The 26896-nt window shown below is 45.1% G+C and carries 19 protein-coding genes, 6 tRNA genes and 1 pseudogene; all 26 read left to right on the forward strand.

Annotated features, from left to right (window positions below; translation table 11 throughout):
* The first annotated feature begins 158 nt into the window (after positions 1-158).
* The 26 genes and pseudogenes from ACZQK9_RS09810 (at position 159) to ACZQK9_RS09935 (ending at position 26743) form a co-directional block, all read left to right on the forward strand.
* Positions 159-230: transfer RNA gene (locus ACZQK9_RS09810), tRNA-Asn, on the forward strand.
* 8 nt (positions 231-238) lie between these two features.
* Positions 239-310, forward strand: a tRNA-Glu gene (locus tag ACZQK9_RS09815).
* 93 nt (positions 311-403) lie between these two features.
* A tRNA-Thr gene (locus tag ACZQK9_RS09820) sits at positions 404-476 on the forward strand.
* A gap of 73 nt (positions 477-549) precedes the next feature.
* A tRNA-Ile gene (locus tag ACZQK9_RS09825) sits at positions 550-623 on the forward strand.
* Positions 624-628: 5 nt separating this feature from the next.
* Positions 629-702, forward strand: a tRNA-Asp gene (locus ACZQK9_RS09830).
* Between the two features lie 30 nt (positions 703-732).
* Positions 733-818 (forward strand) — tRNA-Leu (locus ACZQK9_RS09835).
* A gap of 198 nt (positions 819-1016) precedes the next feature.
* Complete coding sequence (locus tag ACZQK9_RS09840; protein WP_483270460.1) at positions 1017-1547, forward strand: sigma-70 family RNA polymerase sigma factor; 531 nt, start codon at positions 1017-1019, stop codon at positions 1545-1547.
* Positions 1544-2590: a hypothetical protein gene (locus tag ACZQK9_RS09845; RefSeq protein ID WP_483270461.1), complete on the forward strand. Its 1047-nt coding sequence runs from the start codon at positions 1544-1546 to the stop codon at positions 2588-2590. The genes ACZQK9_RS09840 and ACZQK9_RS09845 overlap by 4 nt, the downstream gene beginning before the upstream one ends.
* A gap of 124 nt (positions 2591-2714) precedes the next feature.
* The gene (locus ACZQK9_RS09850) at positions 2715-4412 is read left to right on the forward strand and encodes a methyl-accepting chemotaxis protein (protein WP_483270462.1); all 1698 of its coding nucleotides are present in this window, start codon (positions 2715-2717) and stop codon (positions 4410-4412) included.
* Positions 4413-4431: 19 nt separating this feature from the next.
* The gene (locus ACZQK9_RS09855) at positions 4432-5880 is read left to right on the forward strand and encodes a glycoside hydrolase family 1 protein (protein WP_483270463.1); all 1449 of its coding nucleotides are present in this window, start codon (positions 4432-4434) and stop codon (positions 5878-5880) included.
* A gap of 399 nt (positions 5881-6279) precedes the next feature.
* Positions 6280-7149 (forward strand): N-acetylmuramoyl-L-alanine amidase, encoded by an 870-nt coding sequence (locus tag ACZQK9_RS09860; RefSeq protein WP_483270464.1) that lies wholly within the window; start codon positions 6280-6282, stop codon positions 7147-7149.
* A gap of 226 nt (positions 7150-7375) precedes the next feature.
* Positions 7376-7822: pseudogene (locus ACZQK9_RS09865) on the forward strand (Lrp/AsnC family transcriptional regulator); the annotation flags it as partial.
* 353 nt (positions 7823-8175) lie between these two features.
* Entirely contained in the window at positions 8176-9537 is a 1362-nt protein-coding gene (gdhA, locus tag ACZQK9_RS09870; protein WP_483270465.1) for an NADP-specific glutamate dehydrogenase, read from the forward strand.
* 220 nt (positions 9538-9757) lie between these two features.
* A complete protein-coding gene (locus ACZQK9_RS09875) occupies positions 9758-10006 on the forward strand; it encodes a type II toxin-antitoxin system prevent-host-death family antitoxin (protein WP_178017682.1) in 249 nt (82 codons plus the stop codon).
* A gap of 3 nt (positions 10007-10009) precedes the next feature.
* Entirely contained in the window at positions 10010-10306 is a 297-nt protein-coding gene (locus ACZQK9_RS09880) for a type II toxin-antitoxin system RelE/ParE family toxin (RefSeq protein ID WP_178017681.1), read from the forward strand.
* Positions 10307-10406: 100 nt separating this feature from the next.
* Complete coding sequence (locus ACZQK9_RS09885) at positions 10407-11180, forward strand: hypothetical protein (RefSeq protein WP_483270466.1); 774 nt, start codon at positions 10407-10409, stop codon at positions 11178-11180.
* 147 nt (positions 11181-11327) lie between these two features.
* A complete protein-coding gene (locus ACZQK9_RS09890) occupies positions 11328-11636 on the forward strand; it encodes a hypothetical protein (RefSeq protein ID WP_483270467.1) in 309 nt (102 codons plus the stop codon).
* Positions 11637-12205: 569 nt separating this feature from the next.
* The gene (locus ACZQK9_RS09895; protein ID WP_483270468.1) at positions 12206-14281 is read left to right on the forward strand and encodes a BMP family ABC transporter substrate-binding protein; all 2076 of its coding nucleotides are present in this window, start codon (positions 12206-12208) and stop codon (positions 14279-14281) included.
* 5 nt (positions 14282-14286) lie between these two features.
* Positions 14287-14877, forward strand: coding sequence for a metallophosphoesterase family protein (locus tag ACZQK9_RS09900; RefSeq protein WP_178017677.1), 591 nt, complete (start codon positions 14287-14289; stop codon positions 14875-14877).
* A 148-nt stretch (positions 14878-15025) separates the two neighbouring features.
* Positions 15026-17434 carry a serine/threonine protein kinase gene (locus tag ACZQK9_RS09905; RefSeq protein WP_483270469.1) on the forward strand — a complete coding sequence of 803 codons (2409 nt, stop codon included), beginning with the start codon at positions 15026-15028 and terminating at the stop codon, positions 17432-17434.
* A 16-nt stretch (positions 17435-17450) separates the two neighbouring features.
* On the forward strand, positions 17451-18809 hold the full coding sequence (locus ACZQK9_RS09910) for a citrate/2-methylcitrate synthase (RefSeq protein WP_178017675.1): 1359 nt from the start codon (positions 17451-17453) through the stop codon (positions 18807-18809).
* Between the two features lie 174 nt (positions 18810-18983).
* Positions 18984-19847 (forward strand): class I SAM-dependent methyltransferase, encoded by an 864-nt coding sequence (locus ACZQK9_RS09915; RefSeq protein WP_178017674.1) that lies wholly within the window; start codon positions 18984-18986, stop codon positions 19845-19847.
* A gap of 77 nt (positions 19848-19924) precedes the next feature.
* Entirely contained in the window at positions 19925-21514 is a 1590-nt protein-coding gene (gene cls / locus ACZQK9_RS09920) for a cardiolipin synthase (protein WP_483270470.1), read from the forward strand.
* A 65-nt stretch (positions 21515-21579) separates the two neighbouring features.
* Positions 21580-22152: a TetR/AcrR family transcriptional regulator C-terminal domain-containing protein gene (locus ACZQK9_RS09925; protein WP_483270471.1), complete on the forward strand. Its 573-nt coding sequence runs from the start codon at positions 21580-21582 to the stop codon at positions 22150-22152.
* A gap of 220 nt (positions 22153-22372) precedes the next feature.
* Positions 22373-24463, forward strand: a complete 2091-nt coding sequence (locus ACZQK9_RS09930) for an efflux RND transporter permease subunit (protein WP_483270472.1) — start codon at positions 22373-22375, stop codon at positions 24461-24463.
* Positions 24464-24550: 87 nt separating this feature from the next.
* The gene (locus tag ACZQK9_RS09935) at positions 24551-26743 is read left to right on the forward strand and encodes a hypothetical protein (RefSeq protein ID WP_483270473.1); all 2193 of its coding nucleotides are present in this window, start codon (positions 24551-24553) and stop codon (positions 26741-26743) included.
* The last annotated feature ends 153 nt before the right edge of the window (positions 26744-26896 follow it).

Here is a 26896-nt window from a genome sequence, read left to right on the forward strand (position 1 = left end):
TACAAGGTTGATAGGCTTGGAGTGTAATCGTGGCAACACGTTCAGCTGACAAGTACTAATAGGTCGAGGGCTTATCCTTAGAGGTTTTGAGAACGGAAAGAAAGTCTTGTATCTGTGTGAAGTTCTGAAGGTACATGAATATTGTATCTGGCATATAATCCTCGATAGCTCAATGGTAGAGCACTCGGCTGTTAACCGAGTTGTTGTAGGTTCGAGCCCTACTCGGGGAGTTTTTTAAGGCCCCATGGTCAAGCGGTTAAGACATCGCCCTTTCACGGCGGTAACACGGGTTCGATTCCCGTTGGGGTCATTCGAAAGGATTCTCAAAAGAGGGTCCTTTTATGTGAATTTATAAATAAAGAGGCAGAGCAGCTGATTACAAATCAGCTGATAAAATACATACGCCGATGTGGCTCAATTGGCAGAGCAGCTGATTTGTAATCAGCAGGTTATCGGTTCGAGTCCGATCATCGGCTTTGTACATTAGATACGAAGCTATAAAGTTTCATATTGATGTATGTTGTGGGTATACAGGTATATCGACAATACGGACGTTTAGCTCAGCTGGTTAGAGCAATCGGCTCATAACCGATCGGTCCCGGGTTCGAGTCCCTGAACGTCCACTTTTGGCCCGGTGGCTCAGCTGGTTAGAGCGCCGCCCTGTCACGGCGGAGGTCGTGGGTTCGAACCCCATCCGGGTCGCTTACAACTGCATAAGCGTTGTTCAAATTTGCCGGCATGGCGGAACTGGCAGACGCACAGGACTTAAAATCCTGCGGGACTAATCTCCCGTACCGGTTCGATTCCGGTTGCCGGCATATAACTTAAACGGTGGAAACCTTGTAGAATCAAGGGCTTCCGCCGTTTTTTAATGCTTAAAAATTGTCTAGGTGTGCAAAAGGTGTGCAGAAATTACTTATTCTTTGCAAGAAAACAGGAGAAACGATCGGATAATAAATTGAAGATATCTTTAGACTGATACGGGGGTGAAACAAATAATTACGCAAAAGAATTTTGTGGAGAAATTAAAAAGACGCAATGAGAAGGCTTTGGAGTATGTGATCCGTGAATATGGCGGCTATGTGAAGGCTGCGGTGAACCACAACCTTGCGGGACTTCCGGAGGAAATGGAAGAGTGCATGGATGATGTATTCATGGATGTGTGGGAGCATATTGAGCGGTTTGATGCGGCAAAAGGAAGTTTCAAGAATTGGATTGTCTCGATTGCCCGGTTCCGTTCGATTGATTATCTGCGCAGATACAGCCGGACATGCATGGAAGAGGATGTCTCGAATTATGAGAGCGAGTTGGCGAAAAATGACCGGATTGATACGCTGGAACAGGAGATATCCATGGAGACAGAGAAACTTCTGGAAGGACTGAAGGAAGAAGAACGTCAGATATTGCTTCGTTATTATGCGGAGGAAGAAGACGTGGACGTGCTTGCCGAAGAATATGGTGTATCAGATTCCGCCATTTACAGCAAGGTCTCCAGGGCGAAGAAGAAAGTGTGGAAAAATCATAGAAGATTGGAGGAACGGATATGAGGGATATATATGAGGTTTTAAATCAGGTTCATTCAGAGAAAGAATATATGGAATTTCCAGAGATGGAAGCAGCTGCATGTATCCGGAGGGTACGGACGAAGCTTCAGGACAATCGAAAAAAACATGTATGGCGGACAATTGCGGCGGCTCTGATCGGAGGAGTGGTATTATCCGGGGGAATTACTTACGCAAACTCAGAAGGCTTGCTGGATAAAATCTTCCATAACGATCAGAAGAAGGTGCCGGAGCAGTATGTAGACCAGGAATATATCGAAGAAGATTACGCAAATGGATTGAAAGTTATCACAAATGCTAAGACGAAACTTACATTTGAGATTGAGAAGGCAGTTACGACAGGCGATATGGTGGATGTAATCTGGACTGTGACCTATCCGGATTATGACGCAGAAACGTATGATGTGGATTTCCGGATGCGGGGAGGAGACCTCTATTACGGAGATCAGAAGCTGGAAGAGACATCGTCCCTGATCCTTGGAGAGGAAAGTGATCTGAAAGAAAATCAGCGGATGTATGACAGCATTTACCTGATTCCAGATGGTATGGAACTCGAGGAGGGCGATGTGCTTACGATGAAATTCGATGGTTTAAATGGCGAGACGACACATATTGATAAATCCGATCCGAAATGCGCAGACCGGGATGAGGCGGATCTGGAGGCACTGTATTCTGATACGGTTTTGATCGAGGAAGCAGACTGGACATTGGAATTCGCATTACAGGAAAGTAAGTTCGAACCGGGTACGCTTGATTGCAGCAATTCGGCGAAAATCGTGGAAGCAACGTTAAGTGAGCGGATGCTGAAATTCACAAGTATCGGTGATTTCTCTCTGCATGAGTATATCAAGATCAAGATGAAGGACGGAACGTATCTGGATGGAAAAGATTTTCAGGCAGGTGGATCCGAAGACTATGACAAGGAACGGCAACAGATTGACTTTGTGATCGAATTTTCGATGCCGATTGACATCTCGCAGGTGGAGCTCGTTGTGATCGGAAACGAACGACTTCCAATCAAGGAGTAAATTCACATAAAAAGATAGAAAGACCGCGGATCGAATCTGCGGTCTTTCGTGTTCTTATGATTGAATCCTGACGCAAAAAGTGGTAAAATATGAATAGTATTTTTGTTACAGGAGGTTTTGGTATATGGAACACAAAAAGGTTAATTTTTTACATTCTGTGCGTCTGAAGATGTTACTGGCGATGGCATTTTTTGCTTTCGTAACGGGAGGATTTGCGTGTGCACTGTTTATTTCTTCTGCAAAGGAGGAAATCGGCTCAGTCACACGTGGACATATGCGTGATCTTTCCAGAGCTTATGGCGTTATGCTGGATAATGAGCTGGACACGGAAGGTGATGATGCGCTGTCCGGTGAGCATCTGGCTTCGATACTTGCAGGCGTTCAGGTGGAAGGTGTCGAAAGCAGCTACATATATGTAGTCAGCGGCGATGGTACGATGCTGTATCATCCAACGGCAGATAAGATCGGCAAGCCTGTGGAGAACAAGGCGGTCAGTGATGCGGTTGCCAAGATTGCTAAAGGTGAGAAGGTTGAAAATGAAGTTGTTAAATATGAATTTAAGGGTGTAGACAAGTATGCCGGTATCTATGTGAATGATACACAGGATTTTATCATGGTAGTAACTGCCGATTATGACGATGTATTCAGCAGTATCCGGAAGGTAGAAGGAAAAATCGGAATTATCGTATTACTTGAACTGTTGATTGTTGCAACGATCGGATCTGTATTTGCGCATATTATTGTCAAGCCTATGAATGAGGTTTCTGAACTGACGGTGAAGGTCGGAGATATGGATCTGACGAAGAATGAGATTCAGACCAGACTGGCAAACCGTAGGGATGAGATCGGACGCATGGGACGAAGCCTTGACTATCTGACACAGTCTTTGAAGGGTGTGGTAGAGAATATCAAGGAGAAGAGCGCGCAGGTCATGGACGCTGCTAATGTACTGGACTCAGATGCCACGGAGACATCGACGACGATGGAACAGGTGGAACAGGCGGTCAATGATATTGCGGAAGGTGCAACGACACAGGCAGGTGAGACACAGCGCGCAGAAGAGCATGTTGTGGAGATGGGCAACATGGTGCAGGAGACGAGCGACGAGGTGGAGAAGCTGCTTGCATTTGCACAGGAGATGCAGGAATGTACTTCTCAGGCTTCCGACATTTTGCAGGCATTAGAGAAGGTCAATGCACGTGCCGAGGAGCATATTGACATAATTGCGGAACAGACGAATACAACGAATGAAGCAGCCATGAAGATCAGTGAGGCCACACATCTGATCACATCCATTGCGGAGGAGACGAATCTGCTTGCATTAAATGCCAGTATTGAAGCGGCGAGAGCCGGTGAGCAGGGCAAGGGCTTTGGCGTTGTTGCAAGTGAAATTCAGAAGCTTGCGGAGCAGACAAATGAGTCAGCGACGCATATCGAAGAAATCGTACAGGAACTGCTGCGTGATGCAGAAAAGGCAGTGGAGACGATGTATGGCGTGAAGGAAATCATGCATACACAGAGTGACCATGTGGAACAGACGGAGAGCGCATTCGAACAGGTACAGTCAGGGGTTGAACAGTCAATCGAAGGAATCAACCGCATTTCGGAGCATACAACCCGACTGAATGATGCAAGAGAAAAGGTTGTAGGAATCGTGCAGAACCTGACATCCATTGCAGAGGCAAATGCAGCCGGAACCGAGCAGACATCCGCATCCGCGACCGAGGTTGGTGCAATCATGGAAGATATCACAGGCAAATCAACAGCGATGCGCCAGGCGGCTCAGGAACTGGATGAAGGCATGAATATATTCAAATTATAAGTCGACAAGGAGGAACGCGATGTATTTTGAGAAGACAAAAGGCTTCCCTGCTGATTTCTTATGGGGCAGTGCATCTGCTGCATATCAGGTAGAGGGCGCCTGGGATGAAGATGGAAAGGGTATGTCGAACTGGGACAAGTTCGTTCGGATTCCGGGCAAGACATTTCAGGGAACAACCGGTGATAAGGCGGTTGACCATTACCACAGATACAAGGAAGATGTAAAACTGATGGCCCAGATGGGACTCAAGACCTATCGCTTTTCAATTTCCTGGCCAAGAGTCATTCCGGATGGAAATGGCGCGATCAACGAGAAAGGGTTGAAGTTCTATGATGACCTGATCGATGAACTGATCGCGAATAACATTGTGCCGATGGTGACGGTGTACCACTGGGATATGCCACAGGCACTTGAAGAGCAGTATCATGGCTGGGAGAACCGTCAGATCGTGGATGATTTCGTTCGTTATGCAACGACATTATTTGAACATTTTGGAGATCGTGTGAAGCATTGGATCATCATGAATGAGCAGAATGTATTTACCGGACTTGGCTGGCAGGCAGGTATGCATCCACCAGGAAAGGTTGATGATGACAAGACGTTCTATCAGGTCAATCACCATGCATTTCTGGCACATGCGAAGAGCGTGCTTGCATTAAAGAAGCTGTATCCGGATGCGCTGGTAGGCTCATCCTTCGCATATTCACCATCCTACGCATATGACCGTCATCCGGAAAATGCGATGGCGAAAGCGGACTACGATGATCTGCGGAATTATTACTGGATGGATATGTATGCATATGGCAGATATCCGCGTGCAGCGATCGCCTATCTGGAGAGTCAGGGAATCGCACCACAGATGGAGCCGGGTGATGCTGAGATTTTGAAAGAAGCAGCCGCAAAGGTTGACTTCATGGGTGTAAACTATTACCAGACAACTGTCGTAGAGTATAACCCGATCGATGGTGTAGGAACTTCTCATGAGATGAACACAACCGGTAAGAAGGGGACTGCGAAGGTACAGGGTGTACCGGGACTTTACAAGAACCCTTCCAATGAATTCCTTCCAACAACGGATTGGGATTGGACGATCGATCCAATGGGCATCCGTATGTGCTGCCGTGAGATCACATCCCGTTATGATCTGCCGATTGTGATTTCCGAAAATGGTCTGGGCGCGTTCGATAAGTTCGAGGATGGAAAGATTCATGATCCATATCGTATCGATTACCTGAAGCGTCATATCGAAGAACTAAAAAAAGCATGTGATGACGGCTGCCGGGTACTTGCTTATTGTACATGGTCTTATACAGATCTGCTTAGCTGGCTGAACGGCTACCAGAAGCGGTATGGCTTTGTCTATGTTGACCGCGAGGAGGACGAGAACAGCGGAACACTCAACCGTTACAAGAAAGACTCCTTCGACTGGTATAAGCATGTCATCGAGACAAATGGCGAGGAACTGTAAGAAATACGTGATCCTCGACAAAATTAAGAATAGTAATTCAAAGACTGCAACGTATCTGCGCTGCAGTCTTTTTTCAGTTTATCTTAATAAATGTTATTTATAAACGCTCGCACGCTACACAAGGTTTGCGTGCCAATGTTCCCGTACTTGCATATAGTATATTAGAAACTTCGACCAGATATTTCGCAATGCGAGTTGGGTATATGTATTATTCATAAGCAGCCCATTGGAGCATGTCGGTACTTAATAAGCAGGGAAGTCAATTTGTTGACTGATCCTGCGAATTTAGTACCGTTACATGCGGAAGTGAGCGAGCGCGCGTCTGCGATGAAAATACATATATCCAACGGAAGTTGCGATAAAATTCGAAGTTTCAAAAAAATATTTGGAGGGAACAATATGGCACGTGTGTTTATTGGTGTAGGACATGGAGGCGCCGATCCCGGCGCCGTCGGCTATCTTATCGAAAAGGATGTGAATCTGAAGATGGCGAAAGCCTGCTACGATTATCTGCGGGCAAGGGGCGTTGACACACAGATTTCCCGAACAGGGGATGTGACCGACCGGCTGGTGTCGAAGATCGACCGTTGTAATGCATTTGCACCGGATCTCGCTTTGGATATTCACAACAACGCCGGCGGCGGAGATGGATTCGAGATCTTTCACAGTGTCGTTGGCGGCAAAGGAAAGGAGCTTGCAAAAAACATCGAGAAAGAGATTGTGAAGATTGGACAGAACAGCCGGGGCATAAAGACTAAGAAAAATTCCTATGGGCGCGATTATTTCGGATTTATCCGGAGCACGAAATGCCCGGCAGTCATCTGCGAGGGGGTATTTGTAGATAACAGATCAGATGCGGCACAGGCAGATACCGATGTGGAGTGCTGCGCATTTGGGGAGGCATATGCTCGTGGAATCCTGGCTACACTTGGGATTGCAGATGTCGCCACGGAGGATATTTCATCCGGAAAAACAGCTGTCACACCGGGCAGAGAGAATCCTGCGTCCGGGAATGGAACAACAACCCGGAAAGGCGTGGAACCAATCAATCCGCAAGAAAAAACATATAAGAACGAATACCGGGTAAAGGTAACAGCAAATGGCTTGAATATCCGCAAGGACGCAGGTATATCCCATGCAGTAACAGGGGTAATCCGCGACAAGGGGGTATACACGATCGTGGCTGAAAAGACGGTATCCGGGCAGAAATGGGGAAAACTGAAAAGCGGTGCCGGATGGATCTGTCTTGCCTACACAAAAAAAGTGTAACACTTGACAATTAAAATCAAAAATAAAAATTCACAAAGGATTCTCAAGTTGATAATATTGTGCTATAATCTATACAATATTGGCTGTGGCTGAATATAGGAAATCAGAGTGATATGAAACGAGATTTCCGGGTGAGACACAGACATCATGGAGATTTGTCAGACAGATAAATTTCAGATATACATTTGGTGCGGAACACGAATGTATGAAATAGGAGGATTACAAAATGGAAAAAAGAGAGCTGGTATATTACAGATTGGATAAGATCGATGGTAAGATTCTGGATATCCTGCAGGGAAACGCTAGAGCATCCCTGAAGGAGATTGCAGAGCAGGTGTTTTTATCTCCAACGGCTGTTGGCGCCCGTATTGACCGTATGCTGCAGGAGGGCGTACTGGAAGGGTTTACAACGCGGTTGAATCCGGAGTCAATGGGACATTATATCAAGGCATTTGTCAATCTGGAGGTGCAGCCGGAGCAGAGGGAAGAGTTTAATGAGTATATCAATGGCGTGCTGAATGTTGTAGAATGTAATTGCGTGACAGGTGATTTCTCGATGTTGATTGAGGTTCGTTTCCCAACAACAACCGAGCTTGATCATTTCGTAGGCGAGCTTCAGAAGTTTGGAAAGACAAAGACGCAGATTGTATTTTCAACAGTTGTAAAACATAGATGCCGGTATTGGAAGGTCGATGGCAGGGATTTTGAGTCTCATGCCAAAGTTGCAGAAAACCAGGAGACAGAGAAGGCTGATAAGGCAGAGAAAACCGCGAAGGCAGAGAAGGCTTCTAAAACTGAGTAGATAGAGAACCCAATGGGAGCTGGGACAGGATGCGAGAAGCACATGACGGATGAACCAGAATCAGAATGACAACATAACGGACAATTTTGCAGAGCTTTATTAAGTGAAAATAAATTTCACGAAAGATTCTAAAGTTTTTCCTTTACATTTGTTTGTTTTAGTATTATAATGTGCCTATCGGTTGAAAGATGCCGAAATATTTAATTCCTAGGGGGAAATTTACTATGTCATATGTTGACGAGGTACTCGAGGTAGTACGAAAGAAAAATGCAGATCAGCCAGAATTTTTACAGGCAGTAACAGAAGTACTTGAGTCTCTTAGACCATGTATCGATGCGAACGAGGAATTATACAAGAAGAATGCAATTCTTGAGAGAATTACAGAGCCAGACAGACAGCTCATGTTCCGTGTTCCATGGGTAGATGACAATGGTCAGGTTCAGGTAAATAGAGGTTTCCGTGTACAGTTCAACAATGCAATCGGACCTTACAAGGGTGGTCTTAGACTTCACCCATCCGTAAACCTTGGTATCATCAAGTTCTTAGGTTTTGAGCAGGTATTCAAGAACTCACTTACAACACTTCCAATCGGTGGTGGTAAGGGTGGTTCTGACTTTGATCCAAAGGGCAAGTCAGACCGTGAGATCATGGCATTCTGCCAGAGCTTTATGACAGAGCTTTGCAAATATATCGGCGCTGATGTCGATGTACCTGCCGGTGACATCGGAACAGGCGCAAGAGAGATCGGCTTCATGTTCGGTCAGTACAAGAGAATCCGTGGAATGTTCGAAGGCGTTCTTACAGGTAAGGGACTTACATATGGTGGTTCACTTGCTCGTACAGAAGCTACAGGATATGGTTTATTATACCTTACAAGTGCACTTCTGAAGGATCACGATATCGATATCGCTGGTAAGACTTGTGCAGTATCCGGTGCTGGTAACGTAGCAATCTACGCAATCCAGAAGGCACATCAGCTTGGTGCGAAGTGTGTAACATGTTCTGATTCTACAGGCTGGATCTACGATCCAGAAGGAATCGATGTTGACCTTCTGAAGGAGGTTAAGGAAGTTAAGAGGGCACGTCTTACAGAGTACGCTGCAGCTCGTCCATCTGCGCAGTATCATGAGAAGAAGAACGCAGATGATCACGGTGTATGGTCTGTTAAGTGTGACCTTGCTCTTCCATGTGCAACTCAGAACGAGTTGAACCTTGACGATGCTAAGATGCTTGTAGCAAACGGCGTTATCTCTGTAACAGAGGGTGCTAACATGCCTACAACATTGGAAGCTACAAAGTACCTTCAGGAGAATGGTGTTCTCTTCGTAGGTGGTAAGGCTGCAAATGCAGGTGGTGTTGCTACTTCTGCACTTGAGATGAGCCAGAACTCTGAGAGACTTTCTTGGACATTTGAGGAAGTTGATGGAAAGCTTAAGGGAATCATGGAGACAATCTACGCTAACATTTCAGATGCTGCTAAGAGATACAATGCAACAGTTGGCGGAAACGATGACTATGTAGCCGGTGCTAACATCGCTGGTTTCGAGAAGGTTGTAAACGCTATGCTTGCACAGGGTGTTTGCTAATTCTTGAATTTTTAAGATAATAAAAGATAAGGTTAAGTCCTGTAAACCTAGTGTTTATGGGACTTTTCTTTATGTATAAGAAATGTGAATTGTCAGAATATTCATAAATAGAAGAAAATTTGCATTATTTTTGGCTGTAAAATTCTACGTTGAATTTTACAGCTTATTTTTGTATAATATATAAGTGAAGGAACAATATCTAAGAAAGGAAGTTGATTTTATGCCGAATATATTACCTGTATCAGATTTAAGAAATTATAATGAAGTGTTGAAAAATTGCCAAGTCGGAGAACCTGTGTTTTTGACCAAAAATGGCAGAGGCAGGTTTGTGGTTATGGATATGGAAGATTATGAACGTGAAAAGGCGGAAAAGAAATTGCTCATGAAGCTGCAGGAAGCAGAAGAAGCAGTTAAGGATGAAAGTGCTTGGATGAGCGTGGATGAACTTAAGAAATCTGTAGGGGTATAGCTTATGATGAAATTACGGATTAACCCTATTGTGGCAGAGGACTTAAAGAATATTAAAGAGTATATTGCCGAAGATAATGAAGAAATGGCGGTAAAAACCATTCAGGAGATATATGCCCGATTTGAGAATATACAGCAGTTTCCGTATATGGGAGCGGATCTTGCCAAGAGAGTCAGCTTCCGGACGGATTATAAGTATGTGATTTGCGGGAATTATGTAGTGTTGTATAAGATTGGCGACGAGTGTGTAGAGATTTACCGGGTAATGAATCGGTATCGGGATATTACGAAGATATTTTAAATTAAACTAGAAACAGTCATTCTAAGGGTGCAAGGAATGGTAGAACGTATGGGCATGCTTAGAATTTAGAATAAAGCGGGATTTCAGATAGGAGCAAGATATGAGAAGAAAATATTATTATGTGATAGTGGCAGCCCTGATGCTTTCCCTTGCAGGGTGCGTGTCAGATAAGCAGGATAATCAAAAGGAACAGGGAAATATCACAACAGAAGGCAGTCAGAAAGATCAGGATAATGTTACGACAGAACATGGACAAGCGCAGGCGAAGGATGAGAAGCTAACACTGGAATATGTATGTGAGGAATTCAACATCGACGAATCGGAATTTGATGGCGTTGATTTCGACGCATTTGTCAGCTATTACGGATTGACCTACGAGAATATCGGCGAGGGAGATCCGAGATTTCTGCTTAATGATTATAAGGAGTTACAAGATAGAACAGAAATTCCCGATTATGCTGCACTGAAGATTACGACGAACAAATTCCTGCCAGAATATCAGGATCAGGTAGAGACGGTCATTGTGGAACATGTAGAAGGAGAAACATGCCAGACAACCGTGATTGATTTGAAGCTTGGTAAAGTATTCACTACAAATGGAAACATCGAAAACCTGTCTGCCGACGATATTGTGGGAGATGCGGACGACGCGACGAAGGACGCAATCATCAATAGCATGAATAATCGAAATATCTGTAGTTGGGAAGCAGAGAACGTAGATGAGGACTCGGATATCACGGGAATAGAAGCAGGCTGTACGATTATTATAAAAATGTCAGATGATACGTGCTATGGAATTTCTTACAGGTCAGAAAATAGTACCGGAGACATGGACGGGTTTGTAAGTGATATGGAATCGCTGGTGTTAAATTAGAATGGAATCAGAACAATAGAATGGGATTGAAATAAGTTTAAATGAGCGATTATAAGAGGGGTGCAAATTGAAGAAATTCTATAATACAATGAAAAAGAGAAAGATGGTGTTTCTGATTCGGATCTGAAACTGTATGAACAGAATAATTTGAAATCGTGGGAAGAAAATGGCGAGTGCGAAAGTGCAAGAATCAATTCGGAGCGCAGGATTGAAGTTCAATATACGGATGCACAGCTGGAAAATGCTAAGAAAAGTATGGTTGATGTTTTGAACATGAATCCCTCTGTCGATCTTATGGGAACCGCGGATCTGTCTGTCGCGTATAGCAAAGATTTTATAAGACTGGTTGTGTCGGGGCAGGAGAAGGATTTACAAGAGAGGGTACTGTTGTCACAGGATATAGCCGCTTTGTTAATACTCCAGATCATGAATGGTGTAAGCTGTGATGATGCATAGGTAGCTCTGGGGCTGAACTATACGGACACGGGTAAACAAGAAGTGAAAGAGTTGAATTGCTATAATTATTAATTTAGGTTTGGAAACGCCCGGTTGCAAACCGGGCGTTTTTGCTATTAAGAGAAGCAAGCGAGTTTTGGGAAAAGTTGAAAAACCGGAGCCCCCCCAACCGGAAGCTATTGAGAAGCAAGTAAATTGGAGGAAAAACGTAAAACCAGCCACAAAGCCCCGGTTGGCTTCGGGCGTGGCGAGGACAGCGGGGCTTTTCGCGGATCATGCACAGCTTTCTGTGTGGGATGATGGATTCTGTGCAGGGACATTTGCGACAGTCGGTACTTAATGAGCGCGTGCGCGAATTTAGTACCGCTGCTCGGAGCAACTAAGCGGAAGCGGTCCCGGAACAGAACCATCACCCCACAGAAAGCGTCCGTGTCGAATATCCCCGCTGTTAGGGGAAAATCTCTTGTATAATATGCAGAAACCGCATATAATAATAACCAAGTATGCAAACAAAGACTTAAGAGACGAAAACAATTGCGTTGCAATATGAGAGACGAGGTGGATCGATTATGTCATATGTAGAATACGAAAAAGCACAGAAATTGGGATTGAAAGCATTTAAAAATGCAGTATCCAAGGGAGAAAATGAATACCTTCCGGTTTTGGATGAAATATTAGAAGGTGTTGATATCGTGGGCGAGATGCCACTTGGCATCGTACAGATTCCACTTGACCGTATCGTGGGAACAAGCAATGTCGGCAGAACATACGCGTTTGCGAACAACTTTATGCCACTGCTTGATTATAAGACAGAATTTGGTGCCAAATGGTCGGCACTGTGTGACAGCCAGATCGAAGAGGGAATTCGTGATCCAATCAAGGTTTACGAATATATGAATAAATTCTATGTTGTAGAGGGAAATAAGCGTGTATCCGTGATGAAATATTTTGATGCGGTCACGATCCCGGCACAGGTAACCAGAAAGATTCCGAAGAAAACGGATGATCTGCAGGTAAAGATCTATTATGAATTCATGGATTTTTACAAGTTGACGGAGATTAACTATATCTGGTTTTCGCAGGAGGGATGTTTCCGCCGTCTGTTGGAGCTGACCAGTCCGGATCCGGATGCGGAGTGGACAGATGAGCAGAAGATAGATTTCGGATCTGCAAACCATCGGTTCTGCGTGTCGTTTAAGGCACTTGGCGGAGATAAGCTGCCGCTTACTACCAGTGATACCTTGCTGATCTTTATTGACATCTACGGATATGAAGCCGTGAAGAAGATGACCGAAGCGGAGATGAAGGAGAAGATCAAGCTTCTGTGGGATGAGTTTCTGATCGAGTCCAAAGGCAGGGAAGTGGAACTGCATATGGAGCCGACGAAGCTTGGACGCAAGAAACTGATGGATTATTTCCGAAGCGCGACCCCGAAGAAAGTGATGGTAGCGTTCGTGTTCAACAAGGATCCGCAGGAATCTGAGTGGCTGTATGGACACGAACTTGGACGATTATATTTGGATGAACATTATCCGGATACGATTAAGACACTGAAGGTGCATAATATCGAATCTGAGGAGGAAGCAATCTCTGCGATGGAAGATCTGATCACGATGGGTGTGTCGATTATTTTCACGACGACGCCACAGCTCATCAGCGCGAGCGTGAAGGTTGCAGTCAATCACCCGGAAGTCACGATTATGAACTGCTCACTGAATACATCACATAAGGTTATCAGCACATATTATGCCAGACTTTATGAGGTGAAGTTCCTTGCCGGCATGATCGCAGGTGCGATGTCAAAAAGTGGAAAGATTGGTTATGTGGCGGATTATCCGATTGTCGGTATGACTGCGAATATCAATGCGTTTGCACTCGGTGCGCGCATGGTGAACCCTTATGCAAAGGTCTATCTCGAATGGACGACCGTGAAGGGAAATACGCGTGAAAATGTACTGCGTGAATTCGAGGAGAACGGAATCGAATACATCTCCGATCAGGTTATGATCAAGCCGAATTCACATAATCGCCGGTATGGATTGTATAAGCTGGAAGGGGAGGAAACAGTGAACCTGGCATTCCCGCTATATCAGTGGGGCGAGTTTTATGCGAAACTGATTGAGAGCGTGGTAAATGGCGCAATCAAGCAGGATGATGCTGTGAAAACAAAGGCAATCAACTACTGGTGGGGGCTTTCCGCAGAAGTCGTTGATATTATCTGTTCGAACAAGGTGCCGGAGGGAACGAAACAGTTAGTCGGAATCATCGGTAAATTGATCCGCGAGAATAGCTTTCATCCGTTTTATGGTGTGCTCCGTGCACAGGACAACACGATAAAAAATGAAGATGAGGAAATCATGACACCGGAAGAAATCATGCTGATGAACTGGCTGGTCGATAACGTAGAGGGTGAGATTCCGGACATCAAAGATATGAAGGACGAGGCGAAATCCTTCGTTGAGCAGAAGGGTGTCAAGGACGACACAAAAGCGGATGCCGGGCAGAACGATGGTAAGAATGACACAAAAGCGGATGCCGGGCAGAACGATGGTAAGAATGACACGAAAGCAGATGCCGGGCAGAATGAGAGTAAGAATGAGACAAATCCGGATGTGAAACAAAAAAAGGTAAAGGACGAGGGCTAGGATAAATGAAGATTTTGTTACTTGCAGACGAAGAGTCCAAGTATTATTGGGATTATTTTGAGAAAAGTAAATTAGAGGGGATAGATCTGATCATTTCCTGTGGCGATCTGGCTCCACAGTTCCTGTCTTTTATAGCGACATTTGCGAAGGTGCCGATTTTGTATGTGCATGGCAACCATGATTCCTGTTATGATGAGACACCGCCGGATGGGTGTATCTGTATTGACGATGATGTATATGTGTACAATGGTGTCCGGATTGCGGGGCTTGGAGGAAGCATGTGCTATAATTTCGGAACTTATCAGTTTACCGAGAACGAGATGAAGAAACGTGTGCGTAAGCTGCGGAAGAAGATTAAGAAGGCGGGAGGACTGGATATTCTGATCACACATTCTCCGGCGTTTGAGTTAAATGATAGTACCGATCTGCCGCATACAGGATTTCAGGCGTTCTATCAGATTTTGGATGAGTATGAACCGATGTTGTTTGCACACGGACATGTGCATATTAATTATGGAAGAGATTTTAAAAGGATCTCCGAATATAAGAACACCAAGGTTGTGAATGCATTCGAGAAATATCTGATTGAGATCTGAGCACATAAATCTGACCGGGGTGAAGCATTTGTGACAAAAAACTTGTAGCGACCTATGAAATTTGCTATAATTAACAAGTATATGTAAAATAACCGGTTTGCACAGAGGGGCGGACCGGTTGCTTATGGGTGAGAATGAGAGGAAAGTCATGCAGAATAGATACGACAAATGTCCGAATTGTATGCAGCCCCTTGGACAAGGGGAAGACACATGTCCGTATTGCGGATTTGACGTGAGTGGATACGAAGAGAAACCAAACTGCTTACGTCCGTTTACAGTGTTACAGGGCAAATACATGATTGGCCGGGTAATTGGTATGGGTGGTTTTGGAATCACTTATATCGGCTGGGATCTGAATCTTCAGACCTATATTGCTATTAAGGAATATTTCCCGGAGAGTTTCGCGCATCGTGATACAATGGCGACAACGACAGTTACAACGAATGAGAACAAGCAGGAAATCTATGACAAAGGTTTGAAGCGTTATGTGGAAGAGGCGAGAAATCTCTCAAAATTCTATCAGCTGCAGGGTATTGTATCCGTTAAAGATTTTTTCTATGAGAATGGCACCGGATATATTGTTATGGAGTATATCAATGGCGTGGATCTCAAGCATTATCTGAAGGGCATGGGAGGCACGTTAGATGAGGCGACTGTGCTTACTTTGATGAAACCTGTATTTGAGTCTTTGTATGAGGTACATAAAAATGGATTGGTACACCGGGATATCAGCCCGGATAACATCATGGTAGATAACGAGGGCAAGATCAAGCTGATTGATTTTGGCTCGGTGCGTGGACAATCTGCGGAGACTGATAAAACTTATACCGTGATATTAAAACATGGGTATGCACCACCGGAGCAGTATTATGCGAAGGGGAAGCAGGGACCTTGGACCGATATCTACAGCTTGTGTGCGACGATGTATAAGATGCTTACCGGTGAGGTTCCGCCGAATGGCGTAGAACGTATGGAAGAGGATACCTATACAGATCCTTCGAAGAGGGGAATCTCCGTATCAGAGCGGACAGAGGCTGTGCTTCGCAAGGGACTGGCAGTAAAGGCTTCGGAACGTTATCAGGATATCGGACAGCTGCTCACAGATTTATATGGAAGTGGACCGGTTGCTGCGGGCAATGCAATGCCACAGGCAAATCCGTATACAACATCAGGAAACAATTCGATGTCTGCGTCGATGCAGTCGATGCATCTGACACCAGGACAGAACGATGCTGCACCGGAAAATAATAAAAAGAAGATTGGATTGATCGCAGGGATTGCAGCAGCTGTTGTGGCGCTGATTGTAGGTCTGGTTCTGATCTTAGGCGGTGGAAAGAAAAAAGATAACGATGCAACGACGACAGAATCGCCGGCCGAGATGACAGAAGCTGCCAGCACGACAGATGCGACGACAGAGAATACAACGGAAGCAACGACAGAGGCAGACGTAAGTGGTGCAGGTGAATATGTCTGGCCAACGGAGCTCTCTGATTCGTGGAGAGATTATACAGCGAATATTGATGGTACGATCTACCAGTTCCCGCTTCCATATTCGGAGTGGAAATCAAAGGGCTGGCAGACAGATAGCTCTGTTGTCAAAGTGGCATCGGGCGATTGGGATTATCTGAATTGTTATACAGATCGTGCAGAATTAACAATAGTTGTGGCGAACCCTGGAATGAATGAGGCAGACATAAACAGTTGTTTTGTTGTCGGATTTTCATTTAATGCAAGAACAGACGACCATAAGGATGATTTTTCAATCGAGCTTTCAAATGGAATCCAACTGTTTACTTCGACAGAGAACGATATTAAGGCTGTTTTTGGTGCACCGGAGAGCCGTTATGAAGGAACGCATTCTATTGATGACAGCCAGTATGTTGCGATTGATTATGCCGGAGATGAAATCAAAGATGGCATGGATTTAGAGGTATCGGATGAAAAGAACCTGTATTCCATCAGCCTTGTGAATTCAAAACTGCCGGATATCGGAGCGAATGTGAGTGATATTAGTATGGATGCTCCGGCAATCAATGATAAGTATGTTGCTCCGGAAGGACCGAGTACAGACCGCTTTGACAGAATTATTACAATCGGTGACAAGAATTATGTGCTTCCGGTTACGTTCTCTGAGTTTGCCGCAGATGGTTGGGCGCTGGATACTGCTGTATCGGCTTATATCGGTGGGAAAAGCAGTGAGAGTACTTACATGGAGAAGAATGGGGAAAAGATTGGAATCACGTTGGAGAATTATACCGGTAATGCTATTTTGCCTGAACACGCATACATATCAAAAATTGATATAGATAAGAATTATTATACAGGAAATGCCGTATTTCCGGGAGGGATTTCCATGACCGATGATGGAAGTAAGATTGAATCTGTTTATGGAGATCTGGGCGAAGATGACTTCTCGAAGGATGAGTATTCATCGTTTATTTCATATTATATATACAAGTATGAAGATACGGATTATATCAGTATAAGTGCTTATGCTGATCCGGAAACGGGAAAGATAACAGATTACAGCTATTCTACGAGCAAAAAGATCGAATAAGATAGGAGTTGATGGCATGTCAGATTTGAAGTTTGACCAGATACTAGATGAATATGTACGTTTCTGTAACGATTCGGGAAAGATTGACTTAAATCTCTACGAAGAGTACAACGTAAAGCGGGGACTTCGAGACTCCAACGGACGAGGCGTACTGACCGGACTTACAGAGGTGTCCGACGTTATGGGATTTAGCGTAGTGGATGGACATCGTGTGCCAATTCCAGGAGAGCTTTATTTTCAGGGGTATGAGGTACAGCAGCTCGTACAGGGTTTCCGAAACAGTCAATATGGATTTGAAGAGACGACATATCTGCTTTTGTTCGGTGATCTGCCAAGTCAGGAACAGCTCGATTGCTTCAAGGAAGTGCTTGGCGAGCTTCGCCAGCTTCCGGAGAGCTTTAACCGTGACGTTATCATGAAGGCACCGAGCCGTGATATGATGAATGTCCTGCAGAAATGTGTTTTGACTTTATATACTTATGATCCGGATCCGAACAATCTGGATATCAAAAATGTGCTGATGCAGTGCTTGCAGCTGATTGCCCAGTTCCCGGTTATGGCGGCGTACGGTTATCAGGCTTATAGACATTATTACCTCGATAAGAGCTTAGTTATCCACAGACCGAAGAAGGAGCTTTCGACCGCAGAGAATATCCTGCGTCTGCTTCGTACCGATGGCAAATACACGGCGTTAGAAGCAAAAGTTTTAGATGTCTGTCTGGTTATCCATGCGGAGCATGGTGGTGGTAACAACTCGACATTTACAACACACGTACTAACATCGACAGGAACCGATACGTATTCGACCGTCGCGGCTTCCCTTGGTTCTCTGAAGGGACCGAAGCATGGTGGCGCGAATATCAAGGTTCAACAGATGTTTGATGATATGAAGATGCATGTGAAGGATTGGGAGAACGAGGATGAGATTTCTGAGTATCTGCAGGGGCTCCTTGACAAGAAGGGATTCGATCATTCCGGTTTGATCTATGGTATGGGACATGCGGTTTATAGCGAGTCTGACCCAAGAGCGGTAATCTTGAAGAAATATGCGAAGAAGCTTTCTGAGGAGAAGGGCTTGCAGGATGAGTTCGCGCTGTATGACAGAGTGGAGCGTATTGCAGCGGATCTGATCAGTGAGCATCGCCGGACATTCAAGACCGTCTGTGCGAATGTCGATTTCTACAGTGGATTCGTCTATACGATGTTGAAACTGCCAATCGAGATATTCACACCGATTTTTGCGATTTCCCGTATCTCCGGCTGGTCTGCACACCGGATTGAGGAGCTTGTGAACAAGGGCAAGATTATCCGTCCAGCTTACAAATTCGTTGGACATCATAAGGAATATATACCAATTGAGAAACGTGACTGGTAAGAGTATACAGTTTGCATGAACTACAAATCATGCAAACTGTATTTTTTTTGAATACATCTTGATGTGGATGAATCTTTTATTTCTTGCATAATCTATAAAGAGTGTGTTAGTATTGCAAGTATAAAAAAATGCTAGTATCTGTATAAAAAAATAGACGAAAGGGATAAAAAGTATATGTGGGTAGCCGATCAGTGGAAAGACTATGAAATTATAGATTGCTCCAAGGGGGAGAAACTAGAACGATGGGGAAAATACGTGCTGCTGCGTCCGGATCCGCAGGTATTGTGGGATACACCGCGTAAGAATCCGGCGTGGAAAAAGTTGAATGGACATTATCATAGAAGCAACAAAGGTGGCGGTGAGTGGGAATTCTTTGATCTGCCGGAACAATGGAGCATCCATTATAAGGATCTGACATTTCATCTGAAACCATTTACCTTTAAGCATACCGGACTTTTCCCGGAACAGGCAACAAACTGGGACTGGTTCTCAGAGAAGATTCGACATGCCGGCAGGGAGATTAAAGTGCTGAATCTCTTTGGATATACCGGAGGTGCGACGCTTGCGGCGGCGAAGGCCGGTGCGAAGGTTACGCATGTGGATGCATCGAAGGGGATGATAACCTGGGGCAAGGAAAATGCGGTATCCTCCGGCCTTGGTGATGCACCAATCCGCTGGCTTGTGGATGACTGCGTAAAGTTCGTGGAACGTGAGATCCGCCGTGGCAATCATTATGATGGAATCATTATGGATCCGCCATCGTATGGACGTGGACCGAAGGGAGAAATCTGGAAATTAGAGGAGAAAATTCATCCATTTATTGCATTGGCAAGTCAGCTTTTGTCGGATGATCCATTATTTTTCCTTGTGAATTCGTATACAACCGGATTGGCACCGGCGGTGCTTACGTATATGATCTCTACAGAGGTCTGTGCGAAGTTTGGCGGATGCGTGGAGTCGCAGGAGATTGGACTTCCGGTAAAGGAAAGCGGATTGATTCTGCCTTGTGGGGCGTCGGGACGCTGGAGCAGGGAATAATGGATGTAAGAGCCTGATAGATACAGTTTACAGGAAGAGATAAGAAAGGACTGGGAAGATTGCAGGAACCGTTGGATGTGAAAGCAAAACATCATGATGATAAGGAACATGAGAAGTTGCGATATGGACATCAGAATAAAGCGAAGTCTGTTTATATCACGAAGATTGCCATTGTTGTATTTACGCTGATTCTGCAGATCTTTTTCTGGGTATTTCTGTATGGAATTGCCAAGAATTATATGATCTACTGGAAGACGCTTGCGTTGCTGCTTTCGGCATCGGTCGTTCTGTATATCGTCAATAAACAGGAGAATCCTGCGTATAAGCTGACGTGGATTCTGCTTATGGCAGTTACGCCGATCTTAGGAGGCGTGCTATATATCGCAATCGCAGGCAACCGGACGCGCATGAAGTTTATCCGGGATGCGCAGAAGAATCATCTTGATACATTTCAGTATATGCCAAGCGATAAGAGTCGGCAGCGGGAGATCCGGAAGCTCAGTCAGAGTGCGAGTGTGCAGTCAACATATATCTCGAAGACGGCAGGCTATCCGGTCTACAAGAATACAGTGGTGAAGTATTTCCCGCTCGGCGAGGATAATTTCGCAAAGCTGGTGGAAGAATTAAATAATGCGAAGCATTTTATATTCATGGAGTATTTTATTATCAAGCAGGGCGAGATGTGGGATACGATCTTAGAAATCATGGAGCGAAAGGCGAAGGAAGGCGTGGATGTCCGGCTGATTTATGATGATTTTGGCTGCTCGATGTGGATTCCGTCCCGATTTATCAAGGATATGAGGGAGAAGGGAATCAAGGTTGCCGCATTTAACCCGATCGGACCGTTCTTTAACCTGCGGCAGAACAACCGTGACCACCGGAAGATTACGGTTATTGACGGATATGTGGGATTTACCGGGGGAATCAATCTCGCGGACGAATATATCAACAAGAAATCGCGGTTCGGACATTGGAAGGACACCGGTATCATGCTGAAGGGTGAAGCGGTTTGGAATCTTACACTGATGTTCCTGCAGACATGGCTGATGTTAACCGGAGAGAAGGATGATTATTCTTCGTATTCGCCGGAGAAACATCAGGAGATTGCATTTTTCTCGGATGGCTACATACAGCCATATGGAGATACGCCTGTGGACAATGAAATCGTCGGTGAGAATATCTACCTGAATATGATCAACAAGGCGAAACATTATGTGTATATTACAACGCCGTATCTGATTATCGACAATGAGATGGTAACCGCACTGACACTTGCGGCAAAAAGCGGGATCGATGTGCGGATTATCACACCGGGAATCCCGGATAAGAAGCTTGTGTATCTGGTGACGCAGTCGTATTATTATCAGCTGATTGAAGCGGGCGTGAAGATCTATCAGTATACGCCGGGCTTTATTCATGCGAAGACGGTAGTCGTGGATGATAAGGTCGCGACAGTCGGAACGATTAATTTTGACTATCGGAGTCTGTATCTGCATTTTGAATGTGGCGTCTGGATGTTCAACAGCAGTGTCATCTATGAAATTAAGGAAGACTATATGCTGACACTTGCGAAGTGTGACGAGGTGACGTTGGAGGAGATCCGGAAGACCAGTAAAACAAAGATGTTCGGACAGAGCCTGCTGCGGTTGGTGGCACCACTTATGTAGAGGACGTGGAGAATAAATAGTTGTGGGTAGCTCACAGAATAGGAAACAGAGAAGGAAGGATAAGTATGCAGCCAAAAGGGAAAAGAGAAACAACGGACGAACTGCTTGCAAGAAGCTTTAAGGAGCTGCTCTGCAAACAGCCGATGGAGAAGATCACGATCAAGGACATCACCGATAAGGCGGGGGTGATTCGGCCAACATTCTATAATCATTTTTCGGACAAATACGCGCTTTTGGAGTATATTGTCCGGCATGATCTGCTTGCACCGATCAAGCCGCTTTTGATGAATGATATGATACAGGAAGGACTGACATTGTTGTTCTCGAATATCCAGAATGACCGGCATTTTTACGAGCGTGCTGTCCGCATAGAGGGGCAGAATTCGTTTGAAAGCATTGCGCGAAGCGAGGTTTCAAAACTTTTGTTAGACATTATTGACCAGAAGAAACAGGGTAAGAATCACAAATACCCATGGCTTGACCGTCAGATCATTGCCGAATACTACGCAAACTCCATGTGTTATGTGGCGATTGCGTGGATCAAACGGGATTATATGATTGCACCGAAGGATTTGTCGGAGATTTATAAATATCTGACGAAATCGTCTATGATGGATGTATTGAATGAACTTGTTTAAGATAAGATGTGTTTTTGTCAAGAGGGAATTTGAGATAAAAGATATAAAATAGCCATACACAAACACACGGATGTTGATATAATTATACAAAAGAATAGGTCTGTATAGAGGCATAATACATTAAAGAGAGATTGAATGTTCCATATATTCAATCTCTTTTTTATTATAGGGTTGCAACAAAAAAGAATCAAGAAAGAAAAGAAAGAAAGGTGGATGAATCGTGATTCGATTTGGAAAGTGGGTAGTAAAACACAGAAGTCTGATTTTGATAATCGGTATTCTCTTACTGATTCCGTCAGCCTTCGGATATTTTCATACCCGTGTAAACTACGACATTTTGAACTATCTTCCGGATGAGATTGACACAATGAAAGGCCAGGAGATTATGGTGGACGAATTTGGAACCGGTGCATTTTCCATGTGCGTCGTCGAGGGAATGTCCGACAAAGACATCTCCAAGATGCGGAAGGAAATGTGCAAGGTAGACGGGGTAAAGGATGTATTATGGTATGATTCCTTCCTTGATCTGTCAGTACCGGTGGAGATGCTTCCGGACAGCATCAAGGATGTGTTCATCAACAAGGATGCGGATTCTACGATCCTGTTTGTTCTGTATCCGAATTCCATTTCAGCCGATGAGACGATGGATGCCATCGAGAACTTACGTAAGGTTATGAATAAGCAGTGTTACCTCTCCGGTATGTCTGCAGTCGTAACAGATACGAAGAATCTGTCGAACAAGGAGACACCAATCTATGTACTGATCGCGGTCATCCTTTCAACAATCGTTCTTGCACTTGCAATGGACTCGGCGATTATCCCGGTATTCTTCCTGCTTAGTATCGGTATGGCGATCGTATACAACTTAGGTACGAATGTGTTCAAAGGAGAAATCTCCTATGTCACACAGGCACTGGCGGCGGTACTGCAGCTCGGTGTCACAATGGACTATTCCATCTTCCTGTGGCACAGCTACGAAGAGAAGCAGCAGGTATATCCGGGCGAGAAGGGACGTGCGATGGCACATGCAATCTCAAACACGATATCTTCGGTTGTCGGCAGTTCCATCACAACCGTGGCAGGCTTCATCGCTCTGTGCTTCATGAGCTTCACACTTGGCATGGACTTGGGTGTCGTTATGGCAAAGGGTGTTGTGTTCGGCGTAATCTGTTGTGTAACGGTTCTTCCGTCTATGATTTTGATATTTGACAATGCAATCGAGAAGACAAAACACAAGGTTATCCTTCCGGACTTGTCCGGTATTTCAAAATGGGTAACACAGCATTTTTACATATTCCTGATTCTGTTCTTCGTGCTGATCGGACCGGCCGTTTATGGTTACACACACAATACCGTCTATTATGATTTGGCAGGTACACTTCCGGAGAGTCTGGAGAGTATCACAGCGAACAACAAACTGGAAGAACAGTATCACATGGGTGCAACCCACATGGTGCTTCTGGATGCGAACACACCGACAAAGGATGTTGTAAAGATGACAAAGGAAATGGAGAAGGTAGACGGTGTTAAGGCGGTACTTGGTCTTGACAGTATCGTCGGCTCTACAATTCCGAAGGATATGCTTCCGGATCAGATCCGTGAAGTGTTTGAGAGCGGCAAATATAAGATGCTTTTGATTATGTCGGAATACAAGGTGGCTTCGGATGAAGTAAATGAGCAGTGTGATACCTTGAAGCAGATGGTCAAGGATTGTGATGAAAACGGTATGTTAATCGGTGAAGCACCATGTACGAAGGATCTGATTGAGATCACAGATGAGGATTTCAAGATGGTAAGTGCCGTATCCATCGGTGTTATCTTCGTAATTATTGCATTTGTATTCAAGTCCATTACACTTCCGGTTATCCTGGTTGCGGTTATCGAGTTTGCAATTTTTATCAACATGGGTATTCCAACCTACACGAAGACAGCGATTCCATTTATCGCCTCCATCGTAATCGGCACGATCCAGCTTGGTGCAACTGTTGATTATGCAATTTTGATGACGAACAAATATAAGCGTGCAAGACATAACGGCCTTGCAAAGAAGGAAGCGGTCATCGAAGGAATGAAGGGCTCTGTACAGTCTATCGTTGTCAGTGCATTGAGCTTCTTCGCCGCAACCTTCGGTGTTGGTATGTATTCAAACATTGATATGATCAGCTCCCTGTGTACACTGATGGCACGTGGCGCGTTGATCAGTATGGTAGTTGTTATTCTCTTGCTTCCAACCATGTTCATGATCTTCGATAAGGTGATCATTCATACAAGTGCTGGATTTATCAATAAGGAAAAGCGGGCAGAGCAGTAAGATATTTTGAAGAAGATCGGGCACAGTTGGAAATAGACTTAATCAACCATATTGGAAAAGGATGGAATATAGGAAGGAGATTATATTATGAAACATTTAAATAAGAACGAATGGAAGAAAACGACAAAATATATTGCAGGTTCGACCGGCGCGGTTGCACTTGCGGTTGCTTCCTGTGTCGCAGGTATCACAGGTACCGGCACAGATGTTGCAAAGCACGACAAGGAGTATCTGGCAGGCGATGACAAGGCAAGCGATACAGACGCAACAACGATCATGAACACTGATGATCTGGCAGATCAGCTTGCAGATAACGTAAACCTCAAAGAGAAAGATGTTGATAAGGATGAGACCGTCTATGTATTTGCCAAGGCAAACGGTGACGTGGACAACATCCTGGTCAACGAGACTTTGAAGAACCGCGACAAGAGCGATAAGATTGAAGACACAACCGATCTGAAGGATATCGTAAATGTCAAGGGAGACGAGACATTTACACAGAACGGAAACAAGATTACGTGGGATGCTGCCGGAAATGAGATCAGCTACCAGGGTACAACCGATAAGCAGCTTCCGGTCTCTGTAAAGGCAACGTATTATCTGGATGGAAATGAGATCTCACCAGAGGAACTCGCTGGTAAGAGTGGTAAGGTAAAGATTCGTTTGGATTATACAAGCAATGAGAAGGTAACCAAAGAAGTAAATGGCAAGGAAGAGGATATCTCCGTACCATTCGTCGCAGTATCTGGCATGGTGCTCGGCGATAACTTCACGAACATTCAGGTGACTAATGGTAAATACCTTGCACAGGGCGAGAGCAATATCGTAGTCGGTTACGCAGTTCCCGGCCTTGACAGTGGCGTGAAGGACGCAGCTAAGGATCTTGATACAGAGATTCCGGATTATGTAGAAGTAAGCGCAGATGTGACAGACTTCTCGCTCGATATGACAGTGACAATGTTAGTCAATGGTTCTGAGATGGACTACTCCGGCGATCTGGATCTGACAGATCTGGATGATCTGACAGAGGCTCTGAGCAGTGCCGGTAATCAGTTAGCCGATGGCTCCGGCGAGCTTTCCGATGGCGCCGGTCAGGTATCCGAAGGTGCCGGAACACTGGCAAGCAAGATGGGTGATCTGACAACGGGTGCCGGCAGTCTGAAGGCAGGCATGGAAACCCTGTCAAGCTCATCCGGTGATCTGGCAAGTGGCGTTGCAGTCATTGACCAGAGCGCACAGTCCATCGCAAATGGTATTAATACATTAGATACAGCCGTAAATACAAAGATGACAGATGCAGAGAAAGCTGCTGTTGCACAGCAAGCAGCCTCACAGGTTTCCGCAAGCGTGGAAGCACAGTTTGCAGCAGGAACTGACACATACAATTATATTTACAATTCAGCAGTGAATAATTACACAACAAGCATGAGCAATGCGACTGATACGTTGTATCAGCAGTATAAGGCTGCAATGTACGATACGATGGTTCAGTCAGCGCTGGCAGGAAAAGCAGCACTTGCAGCGCAAAGCGCTTCACAGACTGCAACAGCAAACGCAATTCAGGCGGGGCAGACACAGGAACAGGCACAGGCTGCAGGAGCCATTGCATTTGCACAGAGCTATCAGGCATATATGGCAAATACGGATAATCAGGCAGCGGTTGCAGGTGCGGTGGATGCACAGTTGAAGCAGTTGGCTGAAAGTACTACTTCCGGTCTTGCAGAGGGTGGCAAGGCGGCCCTTGGTCAGTCCGTTGTAGATGCATGTAAGTCTGCTGCAACAACAGCAGCTTCTCAGGCAGCAGGTCAGGCAGCTGTACAGGGCGCTGAAACAGCAAAGGCAACGATTGCTTCCCAGATTGAAGCAACCCAGGCAAACGGTTACAGCTTAGTAAGTGGTGCGAATGCTCTGGCACAGGGAACATCGACTCTGGCAGGATCTGTTCCGGCTTTGAAGGAAGGTATCAGCCAGTTGGTAAGTGGCGCAAATGCTTTGGCAAGTGGTGCCGGACAGTTGAAGGATGGCGCTGTGACACTTGCGGATGGCGCTTCTCAGGTCGCAGATGGTGCAGGTACTTTAAATGAGAGCCTTGTAACTTTGAACAATGAAGCAATCAAGAAGATGGTAAGCGCATATAACGGTGATGTGAAGGATTCTGTTGAGAGATTACAGGCGGCGATGGAAGCTGCAACAGAGTATGACAGCTTTGGCGGAAAGTCAGATAATACAGCAGGTGTGACAAAGTTCATTATCAAGACAGCAGCTATATCTGCTGAATAATATAGATTGGTTTCTAAACCAATTCTTCTCCCCCGCAAAACGCGTCGGCTTATGCCGGCGCGTTTTCTTATGTCTTTTGCGTTGCGGAAGCAAGCGTGTAGGAGCAAAGTGGCAAGAAAACGGAAAAACTCCCCAACCAGCACAAAAATTCAG

Source organism: Wujia sp., assembly GCF_056872695.1.